This is a genomic window from Pseudoroseomonas sp. WGS1072, assembly GCF_049340465.1.
GTDB lineage: Bacteria > Pseudomonadota > Alphaproteobacteria > Acetobacterales > Acetobacteraceae > Pseudoroseomonas.
In genome coordinates this window covers 120468-147266 of record NZ_JBMPSU010000003.1, presented here as the reverse complement: position 1 = coordinate 147266, position 26799 = coordinate 120468, and the positions used below count along the sequence as shown (strand labels likewise).

25 protein-coding genes and 1 pseudogene are annotated in these 26799 nt (G+C 65.3%); 24 read left to right on the top strand and 2 right to left on the bottom strand.

Features of this window, described 5'->3' with window-relative positions; translation table 11 throughout:
- The first annotated feature begins 10 nt into the window (after nt 1-10).
- The 18 genes and pseudogenes from ACF3NH_RS20620 to ACF3NH_RS20535 all read left to right on the top strand — a co-directional run.
- Nucleotides 11-2470 carry a DUF3141 domain-containing protein gene (locus tag ACF3NH_RS20620; RefSeq protein ID WP_422925606.1) on the top strand — a complete coding sequence of 820 codons (2460 nt, stop codon included), beginning with the start codon at nt 11-13 and terminating at the stop codon, nt 2468-2470.
- On the top strand, nt 2467-3870 hold the full coding sequence (locus tag ACF3NH_RS20615) for a bifunctional enoyl-CoA hydratase/phosphate acetyltransferase (RefSeq protein WP_422925604.1): 1404 nt from the start codon (nt 2467-2469) through the stop codon (nt 3868-3870). The genes ACF3NH_RS20620 and ACF3NH_RS20615 overlap by 4 nt, the downstream gene beginning before the upstream one ends.
- Nucleotides 3867-5060 carry an acetate/propionate family kinase gene (locus ACF3NH_RS20610; RefSeq protein ID WP_422925602.1) on the top strand — a complete coding sequence of 398 codons (1194 nt, stop codon included), beginning with the start codon at nt 3867-3869 and terminating at the stop codon, nt 5058-5060. The genes ACF3NH_RS20615 and ACF3NH_RS20610 overlap by 4 nt, the downstream gene beginning before the upstream one ends.
- A gap of 24 nt (nt 5061-5084) precedes the next feature.
- A complete protein-coding gene (locus ACF3NH_RS20605; RefSeq protein WP_379656219.1) occupies nt 5085-5582 on the top strand; it encodes a Rap1a/Tai family immunity protein in 498 nt (165 codons plus the stop codon).
- 19 nt (nt 5583-5601) lie between these two features.
- Entirely contained in the window at nt 5602-5892 is a 291-nt protein-coding gene (locus ACF3NH_RS20600) for a glycine zipper domain-containing protein (RefSeq protein WP_187777968.1), read from the top strand.
- A 605-nt stretch (nt 5893-6497) separates the two neighbouring features.
- Nucleotides 6498-7232: a hypothetical protein gene (locus tag ACF3NH_RS20595; protein WP_422925599.1), complete on the top strand. Its 735-nt coding sequence runs from the start codon at nt 6498-6500 to the stop codon at nt 7230-7232.
- 51 nt (nt 7233-7283) lie between these two features.
- Nucleotides 7284-7595 carry a hypothetical protein gene (locus ACF3NH_RS20590; protein ID WP_422925597.1) on the top strand — a complete coding sequence of 104 codons (312 nt, stop codon included), beginning with the start codon at nt 7284-7286 and terminating at the stop codon, nt 7593-7595.
- A gap of 24 nt (nt 7596-7619) precedes the next feature.
- Nucleotides 7620-8573, top strand: a complete 954-nt coding sequence (locus ACF3NH_RS20585; protein WP_422925595.1) for a DUF3991 domain-containing protein — start codon at nt 7620-7622, stop codon at nt 8571-8573.
- An 87-nt stretch (nt 8574-8660) separates the two neighbouring features.
- A complete protein-coding gene (locus ACF3NH_RS20580; protein WP_422925593.1) occupies nt 8661-8909 on the top strand; it encodes a hypothetical protein in 249 nt (82 codons plus the stop codon).
- A 141-nt stretch (nt 8910-9050) separates the two neighbouring features.
- Complete coding sequence (locus tag ACF3NH_RS20575) at nt 9051-9326, top strand: hypothetical protein (RefSeq protein WP_422925591.1); 276 nt, start codon at nt 9051-9053, stop codon at nt 9324-9326.
- A gap of 70 nt (nt 9327-9396) precedes the next feature.
- Nucleotides 9397-10680, top strand: a complete 1284-nt coding sequence (locus ACF3NH_RS20570) for a DUF1173 domain-containing protein (RefSeq protein ID WP_422925589.1) — start codon at nt 9397-9399, stop codon at nt 10678-10680.
- Nucleotides 10681-10692: 12 nt separating this feature from the next.
- On the top strand, nt 10693-11010 hold the full coding sequence (locus ACF3NH_RS20565) for a hypothetical protein (RefSeq protein ID WP_422925587.1): 318 nt from the start codon (nt 10693-10695) through the stop codon (nt 11008-11010).
- 71 nt (nt 11011-11081) lie between these two features.
- Nucleotides 11082-11504, top strand: coding sequence for an ester cyclase (locus ACF3NH_RS20560; RefSeq protein WP_422925585.1), 423 nt, complete (start codon nt 11082-11084; stop codon nt 11502-11504).
- A gap of 585 nt (nt 11505-12089) precedes the next feature.
- Nucleotides 12090-13035 (top strand): IS630 family transposase gene (locus ACF3NH_RS20555; RefSeq protein ID WP_198368402.1). Its coding sequence is split into 2 segments (ribosomal slippage): nt 12090-12430 and nt 12429-13035, totalling 948 coding nucleotides; the frame shifts between segments, so codons are not numbered across the junction.
- A gap of 216 nt (nt 13036-13251) precedes the next feature.
- Nucleotides 13252-13773: a hypothetical protein gene (locus tag ACF3NH_RS20550; RefSeq protein WP_422925583.1), complete on the top strand. Its 522-nt coding sequence runs from the start codon at nt 13252-13254 to the stop codon at nt 13771-13773.
- Nucleotides 13770-15935, top strand: coding sequence for a type IV secretion system DNA-binding domain-containing protein (locus ACF3NH_RS20545; RefSeq protein WP_422925581.1), 2166 nt, complete (start codon nt 13770-13772; stop codon nt 15933-15935). The genes ACF3NH_RS20550 and ACF3NH_RS20545 overlap by 4 nt, the downstream gene beginning before the upstream one ends.
- A 15-nt stretch (nt 15936-15950) precedes the next feature.
- Nucleotides 15951-18950, top strand: coding sequence for a MobF family relaxase (mobF, locus tag ACF3NH_RS20540; protein ID WP_422925579.1), 3000 nt, complete (start codon nt 15951-15953; stop codon nt 18948-18950).
- Nucleotides 18951-19087: 137 nt separating this feature from the next.
- Nucleotides 19088-19401 (top strand): annotated as a pseudogene (locus ACF3NH_RS20535) (transposase); the annotation flags it as partial.
- Nucleotides 19402-19559: 158 nt separating this feature from the next.
- On the opposite strand, the gene ACF3NH_RS20530 reads toward ACF3NH_RS20535, so the two are convergent.
- Entirely contained in the window at nt 19560-20141 is a 582-nt protein-coding gene (locus ACF3NH_RS20530; protein ID WP_422925577.1) for a TetR/AcrR family transcriptional regulator, read from the bottom strand.
- Nucleotides 20142-20577: 436 nt separating this feature from the next.
- Here ACF3NH_RS20530 and ACF3NH_RS20525 point away from each other — a divergent pair, with 436 nt between their 5' ends.
- The 6 genes from ACF3NH_RS20525 to ACF3NH_RS20500 are packed head-to-tail and all read left to right on the top strand — an operon-like array spanning nt 20578 to nt 26365.
- Entirely contained in the window at nt 20578-21693 is a 1116-nt protein-coding gene (locus ACF3NH_RS20525; RefSeq protein WP_422925575.1) for an HlyD family secretion protein, read from the top strand.
- A gap of 9 nt (nt 21694-21702) precedes the next feature.
- On the top strand, nt 21703-22755 hold the full coding sequence (locus ACF3NH_RS20520) for an FUSC family protein (protein ID WP_422925573.1): 1053 nt from the start codon (nt 21703-21705) through the stop codon (nt 22753-22755).
- Between the two features lie 52 nt (nt 22756-22807).
- Entirely contained in the window at nt 22808-23968 is a 1161-nt protein-coding gene (locus ACF3NH_RS20515) for an MlaE family ABC transporter permease (RefSeq protein ID WP_422925571.1), read from the top strand.
- 3 nt (nt 23969-23971) lie between these two features.
- Nucleotides 23972-24775 carry an ABC transporter ATP-binding protein gene (locus ACF3NH_RS20510; RefSeq protein ID WP_422925569.1) on the top strand — a complete coding sequence of 268 codons (804 nt, stop codon included), beginning with the start codon at nt 23972-23974 and terminating at the stop codon, nt 24773-24775.
- On the top strand, nt 24762-25736 hold the full coding sequence (locus ACF3NH_RS20505; protein ID WP_422925567.1) for an MlaD family protein: 975 nt from the start codon (nt 24762-24764) through the stop codon (nt 25734-25736). Before ACF3NH_RS20510 ends, ACF3NH_RS20505 begins: the two co-directional genes overlap by 14 nt.
- A gap of 53 nt (nt 25737-25789) precedes the next feature.
- Entirely contained in the window at nt 25790-26365 is a 576-nt protein-coding gene (locus tag ACF3NH_RS20500; RefSeq protein ID WP_422925565.1) for a PqiC family protein, read from the top strand.
- A 191-nt stretch (nt 26366-26556) separates the two neighbouring features.
- Here the strand turns inward: ACF3NH_RS20500 and ACF3NH_RS20495 are convergent, their stop codons facing one another.
- Nucleotides 26557-26787, bottom strand: a complete 231-nt coding sequence (locus ACF3NH_RS20495; RefSeq protein WP_422925563.1) for a hypothetical protein — start codon at nt 26785-26787, stop codon at nt 26557-26559.
- Between the last annotated feature and the right edge of the window lie 12 nt (nt 26788-26799).

Genomic DNA, 26799 nt, shown 5'->3' with positions numbered 1-26799 from the left:
CGCGCCCGCCATGCTGCTCGCTTGCGGCATGGATCCCGCACATGCGAGGCATCTCATGAAAAGTTCTGCCAATCTCCACGCCATTCACTGGGACGCCCCCTGGACGCTGTGGCAGTTGGCTGCCGAATACGCGATGGATGCCTGGCAGCGGCAGATCCTATTTCTCGACGTGTTGCGTCAGCGTGGCAATCAGTACCACGAGCACATGGCTGAGAAGGCACCCAATGTGCTGCACTTCTCGGCGCAGGTGGTGCTGGATGGCAATAGCTTGCCACGGCCGGTCAATTATATGCTCTCCCGCATTGTGCCGGCCGAGGGCATCAAGATCGACAGGCGCAAGCGACCTTTCATCATCATCGATCCTCGCGCCGGGCATGGGCCCGGCATCGGCGGCTTCAAGGCTGATAGCGAGATTGGTGTCGCGCTGAAGGCGGGTCATCCCTGCTACTTCGTCGGCTTCCTGCCACGCCCGGAGCCTGGGCAAACGGTCGAAGACGTCATGCGGGCGGAAATAGCCTTCGTATCGCATGTTGTCGGCCTTCATCCTGAAGCCGAAGGGCTACCAGTCGTGATTGGCAACTGCCAGGCGGGATGGCAGCTGTTGATGGCGGCCGCGACGCATGCCGAAAACTTTGGTCCGCTTCTGGTCGCAGGGACGCCCGTATCCTTCTGGGCAGGCGAGCGGGGCCGCAACGTGATGCGCTATTCGGGCGGCATGCTGGGTGGAACCTGGCTGACCGCGTGGGCGAGCGACATCGGCAACGGCCTGTTCGATGGCGCCTGGCTGGTGCAGAATTTCGAGAACCTGAATCCCGCTAACACGCTATGGACCAAGCAGTACAATGTCTACAGCAAGGTAGACACCGAACCGCCTCGGTTCCTTGAATTCGAAAAATACTGGGGCGGCTACGTTCTGCTGAACGAGCCTGAAATCCAGTACATCACCGATAATCTCTTTGTCGGCAACCGGCTGGCCACAGCGGAGCTGGTGACGCAGGACGGCTTGCGGATAGACCTGCGCAACATCCGTTCCCCCATCATCGTCTTCTGCTCCAAGGGTGATAATATCAGCCCGCCGCCGCAGGCGCTCGGCTGGATTCTGGATCTCTACGAGAGCGTTGATGATATTCGTGCCCATGGGCAGACGATCGTCTATGCGCAGCATGACAGCATTGGCCATCTCGGAATTTTCGTCTCCGGCAAGGTCGCGCGGAAGGAGCACGAGGAATTCGCCTCCAATATCGATTTCATCGACGTGCTGCCGCCCGGCCTCTATGAAGCGGAAATCGTCGACCATCCTGAGTCCAAGCCGCAAAGCAGCCCTTATCTTCTTCGCTTCGCGGCGCGAGACATGGAGGACCTCATTGCGATCGTCCAACCCAGCCAGCGCGACGATCGCAGCTTCGCCGCGGTCTCCAGGCTTTCCGAGATCAACCTCACCCTGTATCGCAACCTGATGCAGCCCTGGCTACGGGCGGTGATGACAGAAGAAGCGGCCGAGACGATCCGCTTGATGCACCCGCTTCGACTGAAGCATCAGCTTCTCTCTGACGCCAATCCACTGTTCGCCGGTCTGCCGGAGATTGCAGCCCATGTACGGGACGGCCGGCGACCAGCATCGCCTGACAATCCCTTCCTTGCTTTGGAACAAAAGGTTTCAGATCAAATCGAGACGCTACTGGATCAGTGGCGGGATGCCCGCGACAACATCGTTGAGCTGACTTTCCTCAGCGTCTTCGGCAATTCCGTATTGCAGGCGCTCCTCGGCCTCGGCACTCCTGAAGCGCCGGTGCGTCGGCGCCCTAGCCAGGATCCGGAAAGACGCGCTTTCGTTGCCCGTCAGGTGACCGAGCTACGGAATGCTGTCGCCGAAGGGGGGCTCTTTGAAGCCTTACTGCGCGCCTTGGTCTTTGTCGGATTCAGGGAAAACCTGGCCGATGAACGGACCTTCAATATGCTGCGTCGCCTGCATGATGTGCACGGCAAGAACCTGGCGCTGCAGCCCTTCAAGGAGGCTCTACGCCGGCAATTGTTCCTGGTCATGCTGGACGAAGGCGCTGCGCTGAAGGCTCTGCCTGGTTTGTTGCATGAGGCCAGCGTCTCGGAGATTGAGGCCGGGCTATCCGGCTTGGCGGCGATCGCGGAGGCAAGCGGAGGCCTGAGCTCAGGAGGGAAAGCGCGGTTGCGCCAGATTGAGGATCTGTTTCGCAAGGCCTCGAGCGCGGCCGCTCTGCCCGAACTGACCGGAGCTGCTGTATCCGACACGGCTGCAGCGCCGTCCGTCCCTGCCGCAACCGCCACACCAGGTGCTCCATCTGGTTCTTCCATGCCTTCTGGTCCCGCCCCATCCGCCGAGCCTTCGGTGCCGGTGGCATTTAGCCCGCCTGCCATGCCGCCCGCCCCTGCGCCGCCGGCGAAAGTCGCACCATCCCGCCCGTCGGGTCGGAAAGGCAGCGGGGGTACCGCATGACCACAGACGTCGTCCCCAACCGGACCTTCGCCGAGATAGAAGTCGGTGACAGTTCCAGCCTGACCCGTGTCATCGCTCAGCAGGATATTCAGCTTTTCGCCGCGCTGACCGGTGACGCCAATTCAACGCACCTAGCGGCGCCGCACCGGGCCGAGGGAGGGCCCTTGCCGACGGCGCACAGCATGCTGGGGGCTTCTCTGATCTCCACCCTGTTGGGAACGCATCTGCCCGGTGCCGGGACGATCTATGCCGGGCAGGCGTTGCGCTTTGAAAGGCCTGTTCAGACGGGGGACGGCTTGACTGTCTCGGTGACCGTCAAGGAGAAGCGGGAGGCCGATAGCCGCATCTGGCTGGATTGCCGCGGCACCAATCAGCGGGACGAATTGGTATTTGACGGCGTGGCCGAGGTCATCGCACCCGCCGAGAAGCTCTGGATCTCGCCCGGCGATCTGCCCGAGGCGGTGCTGCATCGTCATTCTAATTACGACCGCCTGATCGCCCGCTGCGCCGGCCAGCGCAGGGTCCCCTGCGCCGTCGCCCATCCTTGCGACGCAGCCGCCCTCAGCGGCGCCCTCGAGGCCTGGAAGCAAGGCCTGATCCTGCCGATCCTGGTCGGGCCCACGGCACGCATGCGGGCCGTGGCGGCAGAGGCCGGGCTGGACCTGGGCGAACTGGAGATCGTGGACACGCCCCATAGCCATGCCTCGGCCGCGCGCGCCGTCGAAGTGGTTAGAGATGGTCAGGCTGAGTTGCTGATGAAGGGCAGCCTGCACACGGACGAGCTTATGTCAGCTGTCGTCGCACGGGAGGGTGGATTACGCACCGAACGGCGCATCAGCCACGTCTTCATCATGGACGTCCCGACCTATCCGGAGCCGCTCTTCATCACCGATGCCGCCATCAATATCCTCCCTGACCTGGCAACCAAGGCGGACATCATCCGCAATGCGATCGACCTGCACCGAGGGCTGGGCCTGGGGGCCCCGCGCGTCGCCCTGCTCTCGGCCGTGGAGACCATAAACCCCAAGATCCCCAGCACGTTGGACGCGGCAGCGCTGTGCAAGATGGCCGACCGCGGGCAGATCGTCGGCGGCATCCTCGACGGACCGCTGGCGCTAGACAATGCCATCAGCCCGGCCGCAGCCCGCATCAAGGGCATTGTCTCGGACGTCGCCGGCCGGGCCCAGGTGCTGGTGGTGCCAGATCTCGAGGCGGGCAATATGCTGGCCAAGAATCTCAGCTTTCTTTCCCGCGCCGATGCGGCGGGCATCGTCCTCGGGGCGCGCGTTCCAATCATTCTGACCAGTCGCGCCGACAACGAACGGGCCCGCCTTGCTTCCTGCGCCGTTGCCGCGCTCTATGCCGAGCATCTGCTTCTTCAGGCCGAGCCACTGGCATGACCCGCACCATCCTGGTGGTGAATGCCGGCAGTTCGAGCATCAAGTTCCAGCTTTTCGAGGTGGGGCCAGCCGCCGCCTTGCTCCGCCGCCTCAAGGGGCGGCTGGAGGGCATTGGAACGGAGCACCCACGCTTGCTCGCCTGGGACGAGAAGGATGCGTCATTGGCCGACCTGACGTTGCAGCCGGATCAGGCAGCGACGGGCGAGGCAGCTCAGGCCGTTCTGGGTCGTTGGCTTGCCACCCATCTCGGCGGGCCGCCATCCGCTGTGGGCCACAGGATCGTGCATGGTGGCAGCGAATTCACCAAGCCGGTGCTGATCGATGAGGCGGTGCTCACACGCCTCGAGGCCCTCGTTCAACTAGCTCCGCTACATCAACCGCATAACCTGGCGCCCATCCGCTCGATCCGCTCTCGTGTCCCGCAGTTGCCGCAGGTGGCCTGCTTTGACACCGCATTCCATGCCTCCATGCCTGAGCTGGCTCGACGTTTCGCCATTCCGGAATCGTTGTACCAGAAAGGTGTCCGACGCTACGGCTTCCATGGACTGTCCTATGAGTTCATCGCGTCCCGCCTGCCGGCAGTCGCGCCAGAGATTGCAAAAGGGCGCGTCATCGTGGCGCATCTTGGTTCGGGAGCATCGGCCTGCGCCATGGTTGGCGGTCGTAGCGTCGACAGCACCATGGGGTTCAGCACGCTGGATGGGCTGCCGATGGGGACCCGTCCGGGCCAGCTCGATCCCGGGGTGGTCCTCTACCTTGCGCGGCAGGGCATGGCCGAATGGGAAGTCGAGCACCTGCTCTACCACGATAGCGGGCTTCGAGGCCTGTCGGGCCTTAGCGGTGACGTGCGCGATCTGTTGGCCAGCCCCCTGCCCGCCGCCGTCATGGCACTCGAATACTTCGCCTATCATACGGCGCAAGCCTTCGCGGCGCTGGCGTCATCCATGGGGCGGCTGGACGGCATCGTCTTCACCGCTGGCGTTGGGGAAAACGCGGCCATGATCCGCGCGATGATCTGCCAGCGTTGCTTCTGGATGGGCGTTAAGTTGGATGCCGGTCGCAACGTGATCCACGGCCCGCGCATCAGTGCGCCAGCGAGCACTGTGCCGGTCTATGTGATCCCGACCGATGAGGAGCAGATGGTGGCGTGCCATACCCTCGCTCTTCTCGATGCCGCGGGTGCACCGTGAGTCGGCCTGTACGCCTCCTCGACCATGTCATGGTTGTCGTGCAGGCGGTTACGATCCGAGGCTGATCGACATCACCGGAGACATCATAAGCCCATGTGTAAAATCGTTTTCCCGGCTGCGCTTGCAGCCCTGCTTGGCATCAGCGCTCCTGCCCTGGCCGAGCCCGCCCCCGCCCTGCCGACCTCCGCCAGGACCGCCGCGGATCTCGCTGCAATCTGTCTCCCAGACGCACAGGCGTCACAGCGCCTCCAGGCCATTGCCTATTGCCAGGGTTTCGTCACCGCTGCCGGGCAGTATCATGCGCTATTGCATCGACCCGGCGGGCCCTGGCGGCCGCTCTATTGTCTGCCCGACCCCACACCCAGCGTGGCGCAGACGGCGATTGCCTTCGCCACCTGGGTTCAGCAGAACTCGCAATACGGCAATGAGCCTGCCCTGGATGGGCTCATCCGCTGGGCGCAGCTGGCTTATCCATGCCCGCCCGAACCGCCCGCTCCCGCCCGAGCGCGGCCGGCCCGCTAAGAAGAGAAGGATCACTGCCATGACGACCTCTCATTCTTCCCGCCTCACCCTTGCAACCTTGACACTGCTCGCGCTTGGCGCCTGCGCCAATATGACCCGGTCTGAACGCAATGTTGGAACCGGTGCCCTGAGCGGTGCAGCCCTGGGCGGCATCCTTGGTTCCTTCACCGGCGATCTCGGGTGGGGAGCGTTGATCGGCACCGGCGTCGGTGCCGGGGCGGGTTATCTCTATGAGCAGTCCGAACGCTCCCAGGATCGGTCCTACCGTCGGGGTGTACAGGACGGTTCGCAGCACCGCTCAGGCCGCTGAGACATTGGTGCGGTGCCGAGGGCGGAGCCGATGCTCATCCGACAGCGACGGTTCCGCCTCAATGCCGGTCCTGTAACTGAGCGAGCGGCCACCGTCAGGCGAAGCCTGGAGATCGGCGTAGTCTATGCTTTTCCGACGGCGTCAACCAACGTTTCCGCCCTACAGGTGACGAGCCCTCACACAAGAACCCATCGGCGCAGACGCGCCCCGGTGAGGGGGAAAGGGGCGCTGCCCCATTTCCCCCAGGGCATTCGGCCTATGGCAAGGCAGGGCCGCCCCGGCCGCAGGGCGCAAGCACGCCCCGCCTCCGGCGCAGCCCGGCCTCGCCCGCCCAAATGCCACCCCCCTATCCCCGGTCTCGCCGACGGGCAGCAAAGCTGCAGTTGCTGCTTGGAATATTTAAGTAAAGAATATATCTAGTAAATAGGAGGCAGTTGCAGCATCCGAAGTGACAATAACGAAAATGCGAGTAGCCTCTTTTCTGTTGTTATTTGTACTGTATTTGCTATCTTTCTCTTGCGGACAACAACGCCGCAAACAAATCGCCCCCGGACGGTGCGTCAACACCGAACGAGGGCTAACCCGAACCGGATGGATTGAACATCATGGCCCAGGCTCAGAAGAAGATCGCTGCTTCCCCCGCCCAGGACAAGGGCGCCATGGCGCAGGCAATGACCGATGCCGCCTCGCGCAAGACCAGCACCCAGGCCGGCGCCGCTGTCCAAGCCCGCGAACAGGCCGCCCGCTTCCTCAAGCCCTCCAACCTCAAGGCCCTGGTGGCGCATGCCCCGGCCGCCGACGAGATCGCCAGCATTGCCACTGATTGCAGCGTCCCTGCCCCCGACCTGGACGCCATCGACGCCACGGCCCGCAACAACCTTGTGAACCTTGCCAGCCTGTGCAGCGGCGATGAGCCGTCCCGTTCCATGCGTATCCTGATGGACCGCACCGTAGGCGCCGCCTTTGCCCATGCCTGCGCCCAGGTGGAGCGCGCCGGCGCCGCGGAGCGGCAGGCACGGGAATTCTTTACCCGCAGCCTCAATGGCGACCGTGACGATGACCGCGCCCCGATCTGGGGCATCGACCATGCGCCCGATGGTGAGGACAACCCCGGTTACGGGATGGACGATCGCGGCGAGAAGCTCGCCTTCATCGCCGATATCCGCCGCCTGGAGGTGGCCGTCTATGTCCGCCTCGTCGCCACCATGGCCGAGACCTACGAGGACCTCACCGGCGAAGCCTGGAAGCCCTATGTCGGCAACAACCAGGGTGGCACCGTGGTCCAGCGCAGCACCGAGGCCCGCATCAACCGCGCCCGCCGCTACGGTGCCGCCCCCTGACCGCCTGGGCGGGGCTGCAAGGCCCCGCTCACTTTTCGGATGGGATCACCGATGCCCCACTCCATCCAGCTTCCGAGGCCCGAGGCGGTGAATGACAATCGCCCGGGCTCTCTGGCACCCAGCCATGGCTCTGCCCTCTGGCGCCTCGCCTGGCAGGCCCTGGCGGCCGCCCTGATGGCCCGTGGCCTGGGCGATGGCACTGATCTGGTCCAACCCTGCGATGGCGAGGTCTGGCAGCTCATGGACAGCCGGCCCGAGGCCGATGGACGCATCTCCTGCGGCTTCCGCCATCGGTTCCATCCCGCCATCCGCGATCGTGTCTTTCTCCGCGTCACGATCCGGCCGCCCCCCGCCCTCGCATGACCGCCCGCACGGGAGAGACCCCCCATGCCTCGCGATCCCGAAATCGACCAGCTCCGCGCCCAGGTCGATTGCCGCACTGTCCTTGAACGGGCCGGCTGGCTGCTCGACAAAGCCGGAAGCAGCCGCCGCACCCAGAAATTCCGCCAGGGCAGCGGTCTCATCATCATCGTCACCCATGATGGGCGCGGCTGGTTCGATCCCCTTGATGGCACCAGACAGGGCCGCGGTGACGTCCTGGCCCTGGCGCAGCGGGTCTGGCGCATCAACTTCAGCGAGGCCCGCGCCGCCCTGCGGCCGCTCGCCGGCATCGCCCCCACCCTGATCCTGGCCCCCGGCGAGGCCGACAAGCCGCCCCTCGCCCGGACCGCTCTCCTGCGGATCTGGCGTCGCACACCGCGCCCCCGCCCAGGATCGCCTGCCTGGAACTATCTCAACAGCGTCCGCGCCATCCCGTCCGCCAGCCTCGCCCACCCCGGCCTTGCCCGCCTGCTGCGCGAAGGGCGCCATGGCGAGGCCTGGTTCGCACATCGCGACATCGCCCAGGGCGGCGAACTGGTCGGCTGGGAGATGCGCGGCCCGGAATACAAGGGATACCGCGCCCGGGCGCAGAAGGGCCTCTTCGCTGTCGGCGTAAAGACGAGTGAGGCGCGCCGCATCGTCGTCTGCGAAGCGGCCATCGATGCCGTCAGCCTCGCTGCCCTGGAAAGCTGGCAAGCCGGCAGCCTCTATTGCTCGACCGCCGGCGGATGGCGCGCCGGGGGACTGGCCCATGCCGGACTGCTCGCCCTGCTGGCCGCGCGTCCCACCCCGCACCTCGTCGCCGCGACCGACAACGGCACTGGCGGCGAGCTGCTCGCCCGGCGCCTTCGCGATCTCGCTGCTGACAAGGATGCTCCCTTTGCTAGACTGTCACCGCCCCCGCCCTATGGCGACTGGAACGACCAGTTGCTGGCGCAGGCTGGTAGCGCCACGGCATGACCAGGCACAGCGGCCCGGTCATGCCGCAGCCCGTTGGCTTCGCGCGGTGCCTCCGGCGCCGCGCTTTCGCTTCTCCGGAGACTGACCATGCGTATCGTCACCACCTTCACCAACCCGTATATCCGCGTCCGCTACGACCAACCGGCCGCCTTCGTCAGCAGCACCGGGGGTAGCGGTAAGGCCATGCCGGCCGATGTCTTCTGGCGCGAGATGGCGACCCAGCGCCGCCAGCACCGGCGCCTTGGCATCCCCTATCGTATCACCCAGGTCATCGACCATGACGGCGCCCAGGTCGCCCCGCCGAAGGCTTCGGAAGGGTCGCCCGAAGCAGCCTGACGGGAAAGCCTCGGCGCCCCGAGGCTAAACAGGTCCCATTTTGCTGCATTACGGGGGGTGCGGAATCCCGCCGTCTGAACCAGCCTTGTGCGAGCGCGGCACCGCCGCGCGACCGTCTGACCACGCGCAAGGAGCACCGTCATGGCTATCCTTCGGCCCATCGAGGTTGTCGAAATCAGCACCGTCCCCATCAAGGTCGGCAAGACCCTTGAGGCCCGCCTGAAGGCCGTTCGCGACGCCGCCAGGGCCCGTGGTCTCGAATTCCCTCTCAACGAGCACCTCGCCGCCGCTCTGGAGAAGGCCGTCACCGCGGCTGAGAAGGAACTTGGCATCATCCCGCCGCAAGCCGCCGAGTCCAGCGCCACGGCGCGTCGCCGCGGACGCCCGCCCGCGCCCCCTGCCGCCGCTGCGGAATAGCCTTCCCCTCGCCCCCCCCCGCGCCTCTCGGCCGGCCGGGCTGAGGGTGCCCAACCGGGAGAGCCCTCCCATGGCAGCCTATCAGGCCAACGGCCGCGACTTCGACGCGGCCTCCCCTGACCTACAGCAGGTCCTCGCCCGCCTGCATGGCCAGAAGATACGGCCCCTCTGCCTTTGCCGGCAGCCGCCCCTCGAAGCCTATATCGCCCGCCTCGGCGATCGCTTCGTCATCAAGCGCATGCCCGACACCGGGCCGCTGCACGCGACCGACTGCGACCACTATGAGCCGCCGGCCGAGCTCTCCGGCCTCGGCGAGGTTTTCGGCTCTGCCATCCAGGAGAGCGCCGATGAAGGCAAGACCAGCCTCCGGCTGGCCTTCAGCCTCAACAAGGGCGCCTCTCGCAAGCCGCCCACCGGCGACGGCGCCGAGCCCGATAGCGTGACAAGCGACGGGCGAAAGCTGACCCTCCGCGGCACGCTCCACTACCTCTGGGATCAGGCCGGCCTGGCACGCTGGACGCCAGGTATGGAAGGCAAGCGCCACTGGGCCGTGGTGCGCAGGCACCTGCTCCTCACCGCCGCCGGCGCCGCGGTCAAGGGTGCCGCCCTGGACAGCCTGCTCTATGTCCCCGAGACCTTCAGCGCCGGGCACCGCGAGGAGATCGACGCCCGCCGTTCGGCGCGGCTGGCGCCGCTCACCGCTCAGGGCGCGCGTGGGGCCCGACCACTCATGATGGTCATCGCCGAGGTGAAGGACATCGCCCCTGCCCGCTATGGGCATCGCATCATCGCGCGCCATCTCGGCAATTTCCCCTTCATGCTGCCGGACGACCTGCAGAAGCGCATGGCCAAGCGCTTTGCGCGTGAGCTCGAACTCTGGGGCGCCGTGGACGGCGCCCGCCTCGTCATGATCGGAACCTTCGGCATCACGCCCGCCGGCATCGCCAGCATGGAGGAACTGGCGCTGATGACCGTCACCGATCACTGGGTTCCCTTCGAGGATCTCCAGGAAAGGCAGCTGCTGGATGAGCTCGACCGGCACCGGCGCTCCTTCCGCAAAGGGCTGCGCTATAACCTCGCCAGCTCCAGGCCGCTCTCCCAGGTATTGCTGTCCGACACGCAGCCGGCACCGGTCGCCCTTTACATCCTGCCGGCCGCTCCCGCACCGGCATACCTCGCTGCGCTCCGGGAACTGGTGACCGGCAGCAAGCTGCCGGCATGGTTCTGGGAGCATGCAACGGGCCCCATGCCCGCTCTGCCCCCTCGCTCCGGATATCAGGCAATGCCCTTTCCCGAGACCACCTCGGGCGCCGCATCAGCCGATGCTGGCCCCCTCCTCCAATCCGCTGGCTGAAGGACCCGCAGCATGCCACGCCGGAAAGCGAAAGAAGCGATGATCGCTTCATTCCATCTCACCTATAACAACCTCGAGCCGATGGATTATCCACCCGATGTCGATCAGCTGCTGACCTTAATCGGCTGGTCCACGGCCGAGGCAGCGCGACGCCTGAAGCGTGCGCCGGTGACCGTCAGGCAATGGCGCACTAAGGCGCGCGCGGCGCCACCTGAAGTCGTCGCGTGGTGTCAGACCATGGCATGGGCGGTCGAGAGAGCAGGCAAGCCGACCGTGCTCTGGGACAGCGAGCGGCGCGGCCGCCGCCCGAGAGATGCCCACCGAGGGTAGCAAGGCGTTTTATGTTTCTTCCGGCTTCGGTGAGAGATGTAAGCTGGCCATCCACAGAAGGAAGTTCAGCGATGTCCGGCGAGCCTGTTTTGCGCGGCTTGTTCGACCGCTGGGAGCGCGTATGGCACGAGGGCCGCTACGACCTGGTCCCCGATTGTGTCGCCCCGCACTACATCCGGCATGACGAAGCCGGGGATCGGACTGTCACGCGGGAAGCCTACGCCGCCGAACTCGCCAGGTTGAAGCAAGATCGGCCGGATGTGCGCATCGTCGTATACGACCACACATTGCAAGAGAACCGTGCCTGGTACCGCTTCACGATGAAGTGGACCGACCAGGGCAGTGGCGAGGTGCGCACCCGCGCAGGCATGCAGGCCTACCGCATTGAAGGGGGCAAGCTCGCGGAGACATGGGTTACCCTTCAGCCGCTGGGTTCGTCGTGGGGCGGCGCTGTGGCACAGGAGAGCTGGACGAGCCCGCCGCCCATGAACTGACGCATTGCCGTTGTGGGACAAAGGCAGGATCCAGCGAGAAGCGCCATAGAGCGCAGCTCGGGTCAGCATGTGGCGCCGCATCGGGCTGCCGCGTCTCCGGCCTCTGGGCGGCGATCCCCACGGGTTCGCTCCTTCCACCACGCGTCGCCCGGGCGGCACGCGCGGCGAGAGGGGCTCAAGCGCCGCCCCCCTCGCGCTCCCCCGCTTCCAATCCAGACAGAAAGATGAGCCGCCAGGAACCCGGTTCTGAGGACCGCCGGAGCCATCAGCAGATTCCGAAAGCCAGAGGCCAGACCCTGACCTCGCCGGGGCCACGGATGAGCGCCTTTCCCACTACCAGAGAGCCGCAAGTGCGGCGCACACCCCACGCACGGGGATGCTGGTTGGAACTGTGCCACAGTACGGCATTTTACCACGGTATTTTAGTCGTTTAATTGTGCCACAATGCGAGGATCCATGTGGCACGATTGTGCCACATGGCCGTTGGTGCTCTGTCTAGAGCAGTTTCCGCGTTCACCGATTCAGAAGAGGATTCCCTTCTGCGGCGGGATGTGATTCGCTTTTCCTCCTGCGAGGGAGGACAGGATGGCCCGAGCCTACAGCCAGGATCTCCGGACGCGTGTGCTCGACGCAACGGCACGCGGGATGTCGGCACGGCAGGCCGCAGCCCATTTCGGAGTGGGTGTGGCAACAGCCGTTGTGTGGGTACGGCGAGCGCGGGATGAGGGTGAGACGGCGGCACGCCGCCAGGGGCAGCCCAGAGGCTCCAAGCTTGATGGGCAGGCCGATTTCCTGCTCGACCTGGTCGCCGTCAGGCCCCTCATTACCCTCCGCGAGATGCAGCAGCGGCTGCATGACGAGCGCGGCCTCTCGGCGGGGATTGGCACGCTCTGGCGCTTCTTCGCGGCACGGGCGATCACCTTCAAAAAAAACCGCGCACGCCGCCGAGCAGGACCGGCCGGACATCGCCGCGGCCCGCGAAGCCTGGTTCGATCGGCAGCCTGACTTTCATCCTGATCGCCTGGTGTTCATCGATGAAACCGGTGCCAGCACCAAGATGGCGCGACTGCGGGGCCGTGCCCCACGTGGCGAGCGCCTGCGTGCAGGCGTGCCGCACGGACATTGGAAGACCACCACCTTCGTCGCCGGTCTCCGCCTCACAGGCCTGACCGCGCCTATGCTGCTCGATGGGCCCATGACCGCGCAGGCCTTCCAGGCCTATGTCGAGAAGGTCCTCTGTCCAACCCTGTGCGCCGGCGACACCGTCATCCTGGACAACCTGGCTGCGCATAAGCGCCACGAGGCCCGCCGGGCTATCGAGGCCACGGGTGCGTCCCTGCTGTTCCTTCCGCCCTACTCGCCGGACTTCAATCCAATCGAGAATGCCTTCTCCAAGCTGAAGGCGCTCCTGCGCAAGGCGGCGGAGCGCACCCTGGACGGGCTCTGGGCCACCATCGGCCAACTCCTCGATGCCTTCACACCAGCAGAATGCGCCAACTACTTCACCGCCGCCGGATATGAGCCGGAGTAGATGGAAAATGCTCTAGCCGTCAACTTTACCACGTCACATCAATACATTAGAAATGTAGCACGTTGTGGCACAAGCTTGGACACCCCTTCGGCGAAGTTGAGCGGGTGTGGCTTGAGAAATCGTTAACTGGTGCGCACTTTACCCCAGTTACGGGGGGTCCCAGTTGAGTGGGTGCCTGCCAGACTTGACCTCCTATCCACACCGGAGGTCAGGAAGATGGACCCTAAACCGCAAGATGCCCCTGAGCGCTTTGAGGACGGTTCGGTCCTCACCGAGAGCCTTCATATCCGCCTCGCGAGCCAGATGAAGGAGCTTTTGGAGGTCAGGGCGCGATCAAGAGGCGTGAAAGTTTCGGACATGGCGCGCGACATCCTCGAGCGGGCCCTCTTCGATGATCAAGGGCCCTCGGCATCCGATCGCATTCTCACACAGCTTCAGGAGCTGTTGTCGCGGAGCCAGGATGGTGCTCGCGATAGCGACATGAAGCTCCTCCTCAAGGACACGTTGGAGATGCGTCACTTGCTCGTGGCGAGCATAGAAAGGGCGTCGCTCGCGTCGATCGTATCCCGCCGGGTTCTGACGAACGTGCTGCCCCAGAACGCCAACAAGCCGGCGATGATTGCAGAGGTGCAGTCCGAGCTGGATGATGATCTCGAGGCCTGTCAGATCACAGCCCGACACCATGCCGGCAAGCAGCAGCCGGCCGCCAACACCAACCAGAAGGTGGCAGGGCAATGATCCGCCGGCGCCCCAAACTCGCTTCCAATGCGCCTCTTTCGCCCCGGATTACTGACGATCTCAGCCGGGGCGTGGGCCTCACGCTGCTGCGCTTTCGTGCCAAGATGCAGGCCTTCCTCTGGGTCTGCCTGGTCGGAGCCGCCGCCGTTGTCGGCTGCGTCGTAGCCTGGGCGATGATCCGTGCCGAGGACGGGCAATGGGGCGCCGCCGGCCTCTGGGCCACCAGCTGGTTCATCAATGATGTGCTGCAGAGCCCATGGGGCGTCTGGCGCATCGATACCGGCGGCGAGCCCGAGAAGTGGAGCACCTACATGGTGCGCACCAGCCAATGGCACATCGACGCCTTCGGCAATATCAGCGATGCCCTGGTGGAGGGTTTGATCGGCGGCGCCATCGCCCTGCCCTTCGCCATTGGCGGCGCCGCCTGGATGGCCCGCCACGCCGGCCAGGGAGCCCGCGATCCGCATCATCTTCGCGGTCGGAAGATCCTCAGTGAGGCCGCCCTGGCCCGCCTCGTCAAGCGCAGCAAGCGGGGTGGTGACAAGACCCTCGCCATCGGCCGTGTGCCCATCCTGAAGGACAGTGAGCGCCAGCATTTCCTTTTCCTGGGCACCACGGGCGTCGGCAAATCGGTGTCGATCATGCGCATGGCCGATGCCGCGCGCGAGCGCCGGGATTCCGCCGTGATCTACGATGTGACGGGCGATTACGTGCGCAACTTCTACCGCCCGGAGTATGGCGACGTGATCCTCAACCCCCTTGATCAGCGCTCGCCTCACTGGTCGCCCTGGGCGGAGATGCAGCACGATGCCGATGCGGATCGCCTTTCCCATGCCCTCGTGCCGCGCGGCGAAGGGTCCAACCAGTTCTTCTCCGATGCCGCCCGCGCGCTATTGGCGGCCAGTCTGCTGCACTTCAGGAGCCGTCCGGATCGTTCCGTCGAAGGCCTCCTGCGCTTCATGTTAACGGCCACCAAGGAGGCCAAGCTGGCAGCGTTCCAGGGCACCGAGGCGGCCAAATACTATGCCGAAGGTGCGGACCGTGCCGGCGCATCGGTCGATATGAATCTCGCCACCTACCTGCGCTCCATGCGCTTTCTGCCCGCAGCCGCGGGCAGCACCGACGACGAGTTCTCGATCACCAGGTTCATGACCGCCGCCGACCAGCCGCTCGACGGTCGTCTCAGGAAATACAAGCGGCGGCCGTGGCTGTTCCTCACCTCTCGCGAGCGCGACCATGCCGCCATCCGGCCGCTGCTGACCTGCTTCGTCGACAGTGCGATCTCCGCCCTGATGGGGCTTGGCCCGCGTGAGGAGCGCCGGGTCTGGTTCATTCTCGACGAGCTTTTCTCGCTGCATGAGGTGCCGAACCTGCCGCGGGCGCTGGCCGAGGGCCGGAAATTCGGCCTGTGCACGATCGTCGGCCTGCAGAATACCGGCCAGCTCAATGACATCTACGGCCGCGACCAGGCACGTTCCATGCTCTCCCTGCTCAATACCCGCGCGGCCTTCCGCGTCGGCGACGCCGACAGCGCGAAATGGGTCAGCGAGCTGCTGGGGCAGGCCGAGCGCGAACGCACCGAGGAGGCCGCGCGCTATGGCTCGGCCGATGCCCTGGAGGGCATGAACATCAGCACCCGGCGCGGCCTGGAGAACATCGTCCTGCCCTCTGAGGTGATGGACCTGGAGGATCTTGAATGCTTCCTCACCTTACCGGGGAAGTGGCCGGTCGGACGGGTGAAGCTCAGGCGCCCGAATGGGTGGGAGCGCAACCAGATCCATATCGACTTCGCCCCGGCCGATCCGGCATTGACGGCTGCCGCCCGGCTGCGTGGCACCCCGCTGGGCGCCACCTCCCCAGAGGTGAATACCGATGGATGTGCGGAGATTGCCGACCCGCCGCCCGACTCAGTGTCTGGTGATGCTGCCCCGAGCGGCACGGATCATCCCGTTCGGCAACCTGCCGCGGCGGAAGAGAAGGTGCCTGTAGATCCTGTAGATGAGGAGCCTCCGCAGAGCGTGCCGGCGGCAGGGCCGATCGCAACGGCGCCGCCTGTAGCAGGTGCAACGCCATCCGGAGAGCCGCCCCAGGCCCCCTCCCCCGACGCAGCGGAGTTACCGGAGGTTCCCTCCAGCAGGCGCCGCGCAAACTCTGCGTTTTGATGGAGTGACGGGGTCATGATGTCGATCGGGGCGATCAAGAGCGCGGCCGCTGCTTCGGTCTATTTCGAGAAGGACGACTATTACATCGAGGATGGATCCAGCCCTTCCGCCTGGATCGGATCAGCCACCGAGAGCCTGGGATTCACCGGCGGGAGCAACCATAGCGGCGAGCATGCCTTGCCCGTGGAGCGGGACACCTTTCGGGCCGCGCTGGGCGGGGAGATGCCCGATGGCACCCGCCTCGGCACCCATCGCAACGGCGAATTCGTCCATCGCCCAGGCTGGGACCTGACCTTCTCCGCGCCGAAATCCGTCTCGATCCTGGCTGAAGTGGCACGCGATCAGCGGGTGATAGCGGCGCATGACCGCGCCGTGCGCGCCACCATGACAATGGTCGAGGCGCGCTTTGCCACCACGCGTGTCCGTGATGAAAAGGGCGAGATCCAGCACGTCAGGACGGGGGCCCTGGCCGCTGCCTCTTTCCGCCACGATACCAGCCGGAGTCAGGAGCCGCAGCTCCATACCCATGTGGTCGTCATGAACGCCACGATCACCCCGGATGGCAAAGCGCGGAGCCTGGAACCACAGCCGATCTACGCCGCCCAAAAGGATATCGGCGCCTATTATCGCGCCCACCTGGCAGCGGAGCTCGGCCGTCTCGGCTACGAGGTGGAATGGGGCCAGAAGGACCGCACGACCTTCGAGGTCAGGGGCGTGCCGAAGGAGCTGATGCAGGTCTATTCCACCCGCTCGGCCGAGATCGAGGCTGCCCTGGCGGCCAAGGGTCTCACCCGCGAGACAGCCACGCCACGAGAGGCGGAATATGCGGCCAAGGACACCCGCCGGCGGAAGGAGACCATCGACCGGCCACGCCTGCTCGAGCATTGGCAGGGCACCGCGGCCGAGCATGGCGTGCGGCTGGACAGGCTGGTGGCGCAGGCCGGGCAGCGCGCGCCGGAACCCAGCCGGCGCGAGATCGCCGAGCGTCAGGCCGCCCTGCAATCCGTCCAGCTCGCCATTGCCGTGCTGGCGGATCGGGATGCCGTGTTTTCCCGCGATCGCCTGCGACGCGAGGCCCAGGGCCTGGCAACGGGTGCAGCCACGCCGGCGCAGGTGGAAGCCGCCATCCGGCGCTCGGCCGAGCAAGGTCTTCTGTTGCCGAGAACCGCCATCGAGGTCGACCTGACGACACGCCGGGACGCGCAGGTGCCAGGCTGGACCACCCCGCAGGCCATCGAAACCGAGCGCGTCTTGTTGCAGTCCGCGCGCGACGGCCAGGGCATTCTTCGCCCTATTCTTTCCGCCCAGGATTCCGCCGCCTACGTCGCCCGCGCCGAGGCCGTGGCGCAGCGCGCGGGCTTTTCCTGGACCGCTGACCAGTCTGCCGCCGCGCGGGGTATCCTGGCCTCCCAGGACCGCGTCACCGCCGTCCAGGGCTTTGCTGGCACCGCCAAGACGACCACGGTCCTGGCGACCTATGCCGAAGCCGCGAAGGCCCGTGGCTACGAGGTGATCGCCATGGCGCCGACCGCCAATGCGGCCAATGTGCTGGGCGAGGCGCTCGGCATCGAGGGCCGCACCGTGCATCGCCATTTCGAGGAGATGCGTCGCGACCCGCAGAACTGGAGCCAGTGGACCAGCACCCTGATCTGGGAAGGACGGGCCGCCAGAATGCCCAGCCAGCGGCAGGTCTGGCTGATCGATGAAGCCTCCCTGATCGGTTCCCGCAACATGCAGACCCTGCTGACGGCCGCCGAGGAGCGACGCGCGCGCGTGGTGCTGGTCGGCGACGACAAGCAGCTCGCCAGCGTCGAGGCCGGCCGGGCCTTCGGGCAGCTCCAGGCCTCCGGAGCGGTCACCACCCATCGCCTGGAGACGATCGTCCGGCAGACCGATCCGCAGGCCAGGGAGGCCGTCTATGCCTCCCTGCAGCGCGACGCCGGGACCGCACTGAGAGCCATTGAGCAGGGCAAGGGCAGGCTTCTCGTCGGGAAAGATGGGGCAGAGCGGATCGCCGTCATGGTGGACCGATGGCAGGCTCTCACGGTCGCCGAACGGAGCCGGACGCTGCTCATTGACCCGAGCCGCGAAGGGCGGGACGCGGCCAATCTCGAGATCCGCGACAGGTTGATCCGGGAGGGCAGCATCGAAGGCAAGGAAGCCCAGGTGGTCGCGTTGCGGCCGAAGGATCTGACCCCGACCGAGGCGCGCCTGGTGCGCAGCTACACCGCCGGCGACGTGGTACGGTTCAACCAGGACCAGGGTGCCGGCTCGGGCTTTGATTGGCGAAGCTATCACACCGTTATCTCCCGCGATGTCGGCAGCGGATCGGTGCTCCTGCGAGGCGAGGACAACCGCCTGCGCCAGTTCCAGCCAGAGGCTGCCAGGGCCGATAAGGGCCAGTTCGAGGTGCTCGAGACCGTCGTTCGAGGACTGCGCGCCGGCGACGAGATCCGCTGGACCAGGAACGACCGCAGCCGGGGCATCGCCAATGGCAGCCAGGCGCAAGTGCTGTCCGTGGATCCCCGGCGGGACACCGCGACGGTGCGCCTGGCCAATGGCCACCACACCGAACTGAATCTGAAAAGCCCCGGCGACAACCACTGGGATTATGCCTGGGTCAGGACCGGATACAGCGCCCAGGGCGCGACCGCGGATCGCGTCATCGCACATGCCGAGAGTTGGCGGCTCAACCTGGTCAATGCCCGCAGCTTCTACGTCTCGATCAGTCGCGCCAAGGAGGAGATCACCCTCGTCACCGATAATCCCGAGGCTTTGGTCGCGGCCATCCGGGAGCGTGCAGGCGGGAAGCAGACGGCCATGAGCCTGCCGGAAGTGCGTGCGATGGCACCAGGGCTGCAGTTCGAGGCCCAGGCCGTCATGGCGCCCAAGGGCGTGCCGCTACAGGAGAAGGGATCTGCGCTTGCCCAGACCCAGAATAGCAGCGGGGCCACCGCATCTCCGCGGCAATCCGAGAAAAGCAAGGATCTCAGAATGGATTTTGGATTAGAGTAGTCCTCTGGCGATTTCTAGAATCCAAATCGGCCTTGGGAATCCCGCCGCCTTAGTACAGTCCTGTCAGGTAATACGCCGCGATCGCTATGAACCGCCCCGGGTGTGTCGGAGGCCCCAACTGTTGAGAGGATGGGGCTATGACGAAGAAGACATCGAACCGGTTTTCGCCTGAGATCCGACAGCGGACGGTGCGAATGGTGCTTGAGCATGGGGGCAACCATGCCTCGCAGTGGGCCGCGATCGGCTCGATCGCGGCCAAGATCGGATGCACGGCCGAGACGCTCCGGAAGTTGGTGCGGCAGGCGCAGCGCGATACGGGCCATCGTCTCGGCACGACGACGGAGGAGCGCGGGCGTTTCAAGGTACTGGAGGGCGAGGTCCGCGAGTTGCGGCAGGCCAATGAGATCCTGCACAAGACTTCGGCCCATTTTGCGATGGCGGAGCAAACCCGGGTGTGGATCTTAGCAGTGTCCCCTTCCGTAAGAAGATAGGCCTCAAATCGGCGGCGATGTTCCTCGGAATCGTTTTGTGCCCGCTACCGCACAGCCTCTTGTTCCGCCAAGCTCGCCTCCCGGCGGGCAGCGCGCTCCGCGAGCAGGCTCTCTAAGGTCAGCATGATTTTTGTCCTTTCCTTCTCTGCGCGGTTCGAGCCCGCTTCTGTTCTTCCTGACCGAATGCACTGCCGCCGGCCCCTGGGCATCCCCTTGGCTGCAGAAGAAGATCAAAGAAATGCTCCCGGTCTTCCGGCGTGAAAGGGCACAGGCCGAGCAAGGCCGAGAAAGCCAATCCCTTGGCCGCCAGCCATCGGATGGTCGCGGCATCGGGGGCGGGCGAGTCATTCCTGATCTTGGCTATTTTCTCCGCCGCATTAGCTCGCTCAATATCAAGCAGGCCATGATCCTCGGCGACGGCGCCCAAAAGCGCAAAAGCAACGGAACGCTGCATGGTGATGGCTTCGCGCGCCGTCGCGATCTCCGCGTTCAGGAGCGCATCCGGGGCGTTCTCTCCGATCTCGAGGAGGTAATCGCGGGAGAAGGTGGAGAAATACTCTCGCTGAAGGTCGAGGAGAGCTCGCAGTACGGCATCCTTTGTGCGGAACTGATGCATCAGCCCGCCTTTGCTGATTCCACTTTGACGCGCCATGGCATCCAGCGTGAGTCGGCCGGGCCCGTCTCGCTCGATGATGATCAATGCCGCTTCAAGAGCGGCCGAACGAGACCGGCGCGAACGCGTAGGATTGTCCATAACCTACCCCTGAGTGAGGTGACTGCCTCTGACCTGCGCGGAGCGTCGGCCCCGGCTAGAGGCCAACGCTCTAGATCTGCGCATAATAAAGCGATACGGTTGGTTTGTAAAATGCCTCGACCTGCTGTAGACACGTTGCGGTACCTCCGGCGGGCTGCCGGTAGCCATTGTCGTGGGTCGATAAAGTCAGCCCGGGAGGCGTCTTGCTCACGATAGGTCGAAGTCATCGCTGTGAAGGCGCATCCGCCTATCGGCGAAAGCAATCCCCGCTCCCGAGCATATCCGCCGTGGAATGGTATGAAGCCGGAAGAAAAAATTCCCGCTGCAACAGGATGCAGATCGTGCAGGCCATTTTTTTTGGCAGAGAGAATGAAGAACCGGCATGAGCTCTGAAGTCTTGAATGTCGTTCCATCACCAACACCGGCATCGGACAGCCGTAAGCCAGCTCTGATCACTGGTATCGGCGTCGCGGTGCTGCTTCTGGGTCTGGCGGGCTGGTATGCGGCGGCTGATCGCTGGACCCCTTACTCCGGCACCGGCGCTGTTGCCGGCTACGTCGCACAGGTGGCGTCCCAGGTTTCCGGGCCGGTGACCGAAGTGCTGGTGGAGGATAACAGCCACGTCCCGGCTGGCACGCCGCTGTTCCGCATCGACCCTACTTTGTACGAACTGGCGGTCCGCCAGATGGAGGCCGAGCTCGCTCAGACCTTGCAGGCCACCAGCGCAGGCGTCGCCGGCATTGCCGCCGCCGAGGCGCAGGTGGCCCAAGCCAATGCCGCCCTCCAGAATACCCGCGCCGTCTCCTCGCGCACCCTGCAGCTGGTCGAGCGCGGCGTCTATCCCCAGGCCCGTGCCGATGATGCCCGTGGTGATCTGCGGACGGCCGAGGCTGCTCTTCGGGCCGCCGAGGCGCAGCGTGACCAGGCAACGCGCCAATTGGGCTCCGCCAGTTCGGACAATCCACAGGTCGTGGCCTCAACCGCGCGGCTGCAGAAGGCTCGCACTGACCTGCTGAACACCACTGTTATCGCAGCCACGGATGGTGTGGTCACCAACCTCTCTCTGACGGTCGGCCAGTACGCCGCTGCCGGCCAGCCTCTTCTGACGGTCATTGATTCGCGAGGCGGCTGGTTGGTGGCCGATTTCCGTGAGAACCAGTTGCTCAACATTGACCCGGGCGACCCCGTGGAGATCGCTTTCGACGTGGCGCCAGGGCGGATTTTCTGGGGCCGGGTGCAGAGCATCGCCTGGGGTATCGACACGGGCCGGCTAAGCTCCGGCGGCCTGGCTCAGCCGCAGGCCAGCACCCGCTGGTTCGAGCCGGCGCGGCGCATCCCGGTGCGCATCGAAGTGTCGCAGGATGACGTGCCGCCAAAGGTGCGCATCGGCGCCAAGGTTTCCTTGGTGGTCAATGCCGCCGGCGAAGAGTCCGGTCCGCTCTGGTGGATTGCTCAGGGATTGATGCGCGGCGCGACTCTTCTCTCCTACCTGTATTGAGGCGCGCGCATGTCCGCCGCTCCCCGCCCCTCGCGCCGAGATGACCCGCTCTTCAGTCTACGCTGCGCGCTGGGCATCGCCATCGGCTTCCTGCTGATCGAGCCCCTGAAGGTCGATCCAGGTATGGTCCTGCCGTCACTCCTGGTCAGCCTGCTCTGCGGGCAGCGCGGCCCCTATACGCCGGTGAAGACCCTGGTCGGCATGGCCTTCGTGACCCTGCTGATCTGGCTGGTCTTCGCTCTCTGCGTGCTGACCCAGGGAATGCTCGCCGTGCAGTTCCTCACGCTGCTGGGCATCTGCTATCTGGCCTTCTACCTGCTGGTGCGTAGCGGAAATCCGCTCGGCGTCATGCTGCTCGTCTTCACCGTGATGATCGGCGCGATGTTCGGCCAATCTCGTCTGGCAGCCGAGGCCATGCGTGACGCCTTCACCGCGACCGCTGCCGTCTCCGCTTTGCTGATCCCGTGCCTCAACCTGCTCCTGCCGCCGCGCACTGATGCCACCACGCCCACTGCGCTGTCTCCGCCAGCGGTGGAGCGACCGGCCTTGCAGGCTCTGCTCCGCCTGGCCATCCTGGCACCCGTTTTGCTCGCCTTCCAGACCATCGCCTCGCCCTCTGACCTGATCTTCGTCATCATGCTGGCCCTGGTGCTGGCCTATCCGACGCGGCAGGCGCAGCGTACGGAGGCGCGGGAGCGGATCAGCTCCACCCTGCTTGGCGGGGCGGCGGGATTGCTGATCCTCGTGATCTTCACCTTCCAGACGCATTTCCCAATCCTGCTGGGCTTGGTCTTCCTGGCCGCCCTGATCTTCGCCGAGCGGATGATTGCTGGCCGCGCGTCGGCCAATACCTACCAGCTTGGCCTTTCCGTCGTAGCTGTGATCGTGGCGGGGGCCACGGTCGATGTCCATCCGCTGGAGACGGCCGCGACCCGGCTCAGTCTCACCATGGCCGGGGTCATCTTCGGCCTGTCGCTGCTCTCGCTGTTGGAATGGGTTTTCGCAGCCGTCCTGGCACCCCGCTCTGGTGATCCCGGGGCCTCCGCCCGGTCAGCCCTATGAGCAGGCTCATCTCCCCCAGTTCCGCTATCCCGGGCCTCTGGAGCGCTGCCCCATGACCGCGTCCTGCACGCCGCCCCAGTGGCAGCTGGACCGATATGGGCCGGAGGCGGCGCTACGTCTGACCGGTGACTGGATTGCCAGCGAGAGTGGGCTGCGCGACGCCGCAGCGGCGCAGCGGGTACTAACCGAGAGCAATGGCGCGACGCGACTACGCTTCGAAGTGGACGAGCTAGGCCGCTGGGACAGTGCCCTTGTGGTCTTCCTGCAGGCACTACGTGAGGCTGCGGCGACCCCGCAGGCCGGCGGAGCCTTGCCGCCGGTCGCCCTGGATGAAAATGGGCTGCCCGAGGCAATTCGCCGTCTCCTGGCTCTGGCAGCAGAAACGGCATCCGACCCGGCCCCGGCGCCGCCGCGCCCGGCCCCCCTGCTCACCCGGATTGGCCAAAGCGGCATTGCCGGCTGGGCGGACGCGGTCGCCGTCGCCGCCCTGATTGGCGACACCGTGCTGCGCGCCGGCGCCGCTCTGCGGGGACGCGTACGCACGCGCTGGGTGGATGTGTTGCAGCTGATGCGGGAGGCGGGCGCCGGAGCGCTGGGCATCGTGGCGATCGTCAATGGCCTGGTGGGCGGCATCCTGGCCTTCGTCGGCGCCGTCCAGTTGCGCCGCTTTGGGGCCGAGATTTATGTCGCCGACCTGGTCGGTATCGCAATGGTGCGCGAGATGGCGGCCGTGATGACCGCCATCGTCATGGCCGGCCGGACAGGGGGTGCCTACGCTGCACATATTGCCACGATGCAAGGTAACGAGGAAATCGATGCACTGAAGGCGCTCGGTATCCCAGTCTACGATTATCTCGTGCTGCCGCGCATCGCTGCGCTCGTCGCCATGATGCCGCTCCTCTACATCTATGCCTGTGCGGTCAGCCTGCTCGGCGGCCTGGTTGTCGGCGTGGCAACCCTCGATCTGACACCAGCGGCCTATCTCCAAGAAACCCGACAGGCGATCTCCGGCACGCAGTTCCTGTTCGGACTGGTCAAGAGCATCGCCTTCGGCGCGCTGGTCGCCTTGGCCGGCTGCCACATTGGGCTAAAGGCCGGGCGCAGCGCCGCCGATGTCGGTCGCGCCGCGACCGGTGCTGTCGTCGCCGGGATCATCGGCGTCATCGCGCTGGATGCCGTTTTCGCCGTCTGCGCCGACGTCCTGGGGATCTGAGTCATGGCTAAAGACATCGCCGAAGGAGACCGGCTGCGTGCCCAGGGCCTGAAGCTGGCCTTTGGGGAGAAGGTCATCCAAAGGAATCTGGATTTCTCCATCCGCCGCGGCTCGATTTTCGCGCTGATGGGAGGCAGCGGCTGCGGCAAGAGCACTGTGCTGAAGGCGATGATCGGGCTGCTGCGGCCCGCAGCTGGCACCATCCTGGTGGATGATGAGGATTACTGGGCAGCAACCGAAGCGCGCCGGACCGAGATCGGCCGGCGCTTCGGCGTGCTGTTCCAGAGCGGAGCACTGTGGAGCTCGATGACTGTGGCCGAGAACGTGGCTCTGCCTCTGCAAATGCTGACCCGCCTCGATCAACCTTCGATAGACGCTTTGGTGCGGCTGAAGCTGTCCCTTGTCGGCATGGGGACCGCCGGTGGCAAGATGCCATCGGACCTCTCCGGCGGCATGCGCAAGCGCGCCGGCCTGGCCCGGGCGCTCGCCCTCGATCCCAGCATCCTGTTCTTCGACGAGCCATCGGCCGGTCTGGATCCCGTCACCTCAAAGCGCCTGGATGATCTTATCCTGGAGTTGCGGGACGGCCTCGGTGCCACGGTTGTCATGGTCAGTCATGAACTGCCCAGCCTCTTCGCCATCTGTGACGATGGCCTCTTCCTGGACGCCGAGACACGCACCGCAATCGCTCACGGCTCTCCCAAGGCACTGCGCGATAGTTGTGATCACCCCACAGTGCGCGCCTTTATGGAGCGTGCCCGGCCGGACCAGCCAAACTTCAAGGACGACCAGCATGGCCGCCGCTAGACCTGCCGTCGTTGGCGGCTTTCTCCTCGGTGCACTCGCGCTCGGCGTCGCCGGCATATTGTTCTTCGGCGGCACCCGGTTGTTTGCCCAGGCTACACGTGCCGTCGTCTTTTTCGAGGGGTCTGTTGCCGGCCTTGATGTCGGCGCACCGGTCACATTCCGCGGCGTCCGGCTAGGCTCGGTTCAAAGCGTCGCGCTGCGGTTGTCCACGAGCGGGGCTGCGCGGATACCCGTGGTCATCGAGCTGCTGCCGGGCCAGGTGTTCCGAGAGGGCGAAAAATCCGCGCGCGGCGAGCCGGGGCTCGAGCAGATGGTGGCGGCCGGGCTTCGAGCGCAGCTCAATTCCCAAAGCTTTGTGACCGGACAACTTCGCGTGGATCTCGACTTCCGGCCCGACACGCCGGCAGAGCTGCTCCCTACGGAGACCGGCGGCATAGTGCAGATACCTGCTATACCTTCCGACTTCGACCGGCTGCGCAGTACGCTGGCCGAGGTTCCTGTGCAGGAGGTCATGCAGACCGCGCAGCGAACTCTGATAGCGGTCGAGCGCATGGCGGTGCGCCTCGACACAGCACTGCAACCCCTATTGGACAGCGCGCAGCGAAGTGTCGAAACGGCAACGCGTGCCCTGGGCACAGCCGAGCAGGCAGTGGTCAAGTTACATGCCGATACGACGCACACGTTGCAGGAGGTCGATGAGCTTGCCGCTGGCGCGAGGCGTCAGATCGATGCCCGAGGTGCCGAGCTGGCGCGCGTGTTGGGATCAGCCGACCGGGCCACCCGACAGGCGGAGACGCTGCTCGCCTCACTGAATAGCCTGACAGCCCCTCGCTCTCAGGTCCGCGGTGACCTCGAAGCGGCCATCCGAGACCTTGCCGCCAGCGCCGGCTCGTTGCGTGGCTTCGCGCGGACGATCGAACGTGATCCAAGCGCCGTATTGCGTGGGAGGGATGCGCGATGAAACCTAGGCCAAATGTCCCGTTGCAGCGTTCCCGTCGGGCAACTCTCGCCCTGATGGCGATGCCGGTGCTGGCGCTCGAAGGCTGTGGCTCGTCAGGGCCGCCGCCGACCGTGTACGTACTGGGTGGCTCCGATCCCGAGGTTCCGGGTGTCGAACCACTCACGGGACGTGCGGTCGTGGAGGTAAAGCCAGTCCTTGTTCCGGATTATCTCGACGTGACTGATCTTCTGGTCCGCCGGGCCGGGAATGTGGTGGCACCTAGTCAAACTGGCCGATGGGGAGAGCGCCTATCGGTGGGAGCCACGCGGGCTCTGGCGGGCACCCTTGCGCAGCGCCTGCCGGGCGTGGTCATCGTCACCGCCCCGCCAGCAGAGCGGCCAGCGCGGCAAGTCCTTGTGGACTTGGAGGTCTTCGAGGCCCAGGAGGAAACTGACGTTATCCTCATCGGGCGCTGGCGCCTCCTGGATGGCGCCGGACGCGAGACCCTTGCCGGCGAGCGTGTTTCGCTGAAAGAGCCTGTGGCCGGGGCCAGCGATACCAAAATCGTAGCAGCAATGTCTCGCGCCCTTGCCCTGTTTGCCCAGAGGGTTGCGATCGGTGTCAAGTCCAGGCTGTCAGTCTCTGGATGAACCGAGCTGCAGAAGGAAGCCTAGGCTGTCATGGCCGAGAAGAGTGTGCCGTTCCAGGAAAAGGAGCCGGCCATTGGGCCGCCCCAGAAGAGCAAGGATCTCGAGATGGATTTTCGGGCTGGAGTAGGCAACCGACGCGAGCATCTCCAAGTCTGCCCCATGAACCCTATCGGATCGGCCGACGGTCTCGCTTAGTCCTGTATCATGCTCTCCCATTCCCTTTGCTGATCCATAGCCATGTCCCATTCCCTACTTGCAGCCATGCGCTCCCATTCTCTATCCATCGCCTCGTCCATGAGGCGTTGAGGATGGTTAATGGGCAGCAGCGCCGAAGGCATCCAATAAATGTTCGACGGCGCACCGCCACTTTTCAGGCGCCTTAACAAGCATATGACGACCGCGCAGAAGAAGAGAAGCTCCATTGCCAAACCCTC

Excerpts from the sequence above, each read along its gene's own strand:
- ACF3NH_RS20495 (WP_422925563.1), bottom strand. The coding sequence starts at position 26,787 with ATGGAGCTTCTCTTCTTCTGCGCGGTCGTCATATGCTTGTTAAGGCGC.
- ACF3NH_RS20545 (WP_422925581.1), top strand. The coding sequence starts at position 13,770 with ATGATCCGCCGGCGCCCCAAACTCGCTTCCAATGCGCCTCTTTCGCCC.
- ACF3NH_RS20580 (WP_422925593.1), top strand. The coding sequence starts at position 8,661 with ATGCGTATCGTCACCACCTTCACCAACCCGTATATCCGCGTCCGCTAC.
- ACF3NH_RS20570 (WP_422925589.1), top strand. The coding sequence starts at position 9,397 with ATGGCAGCCTATCAGGCCAACGGCCGCGACTTCGACGCGGCCTCCCCT.
- ACF3NH_RS20500 (WP_422925565.1), top strand. The coding sequence starts at position 25,790 with ATGGCGATGCCGGTGCTGGCGCTCGAAGGCTGTGGCTCGTCAGGGCCG.
- ACF3NH_RS20605 (WP_379656219.1), top strand. The coding sequence starts at position 5,085 with ATGTCATGGTTGTCGTGCAGGCGGTTACGATCCGAGGCTGATCGACAT.
- ACF3NH_RS20585 (WP_422925595.1), top strand. The coding sequence starts at position 7,620 with ATGCCTCGCGATCCCGAAATCGACCAGCTCCGCGCCCAGGTCGATTGC.
- ACF3NH_RS20525 (WP_422925575.1), top strand. The coding sequence starts at position 20,578 with ATGAGCTCTGAAGTCTTGAATGTCGTTCCATCACCAACACCGGCATCG.
- ACF3NH_RS20550 (WP_422925583.1), top strand. The coding sequence starts at position 13,252 with ATGGACCCTAAACCGCAAGATGCCCCTGAGCGCTTTGAGGACGGTTCG.
- ACF3NH_RS20620 (WP_422925606.1), top strand. The coding sequence starts at position 11 with ATGCTGCTCGCTTGCGGCATGGATCCCGCACATGCGAGGCATCTCATG.
- mobF (WP_422925579.1), top strand. The coding sequence starts at position 15,951 with ATGATGTCGATCGGGGCGATCAAGAGCGCGGCCGCTGCTTCGGTCTAT.
- ACF3NH_RS20520 (WP_422925573.1), top strand. The coding sequence starts at position 21,703 with ATGTCCGCCGCTCCCCGCCCCTCGCGCCGAGATGACCCGCTCTTCAGT.
- ACF3NH_RS20590 (WP_422925597.1), top strand. The coding sequence starts at position 7,284 with ATGCCCCACTCCATCCAGCTTCCGAGGCCCGAGGCGGTGAATGACAAT.
- ACF3NH_RS20595 (WP_422925599.1), top strand. The coding sequence starts at position 6,498 with ATGGCCCAGGCTCAGAAGAAGATCGCTGCTTCCCCCGCCCAGGACAAG.
- ACF3NH_RS20515 (WP_422925571.1), top strand. The coding sequence starts at position 22,808 with ATGACCGCGTCCTGCACGCCGCCCCAGTGGCAGCTGGACCGATATGGG.
- ACF3NH_RS20600 (WP_187777968.1), top strand. The coding sequence starts at position 5,602 with ATGACGACCTCTCATTCTTCCCGCCTCACCCTTGCAACCTTGACACTG.
- ACF3NH_RS20565 (WP_422925587.1), top strand. The coding sequence starts at position 10,693 with ATGCCACGCCGGAAAGCGAAAGAAGCGATGATCGCTTCATTCCATCTC.
- ACF3NH_RS20560 (WP_422925585.1), top strand. The coding sequence starts at position 11,082 with ATGTCCGGCGAGCCTGTTTTGCGCGGCTTGTTCGACCGCTGGGAGCGC.
- ACF3NH_RS20575 (WP_422925591.1), top strand. The coding sequence starts at position 9,051 with ATGGCTATCCTTCGGCCCATCGAGGTTGTCGAAATCAGCACCGTCCCC.
- ACF3NH_RS20505 (WP_422925567.1), top strand. The coding sequence starts at position 24,762 with ATGGCCGCCGCTAGACCTGCCGTCGTTGGCGGCTTTCTCCTCGGTGCA.
- ACF3NH_RS20510 (WP_422925569.1), top strand. The coding sequence starts at position 23,972 with ATGGCTAAAGACATCGCCGAAGGAGACCGGCTGCGTGCCCAGGGCCTG.
- ACF3NH_RS20615 (WP_422925604.1), top strand. The coding sequence starts at position 2,467 with ATGACCACAGACGTCGTCCCCAACCGGACCTTCGCCGAGATAGAAGTC.
- ACF3NH_RS20610 (WP_422925602.1), top strand. The coding sequence starts at position 3,867 with ATGACCCGCACCATCCTGGTGGTGAATGCCGGCAGTTCGAGCATCAAG.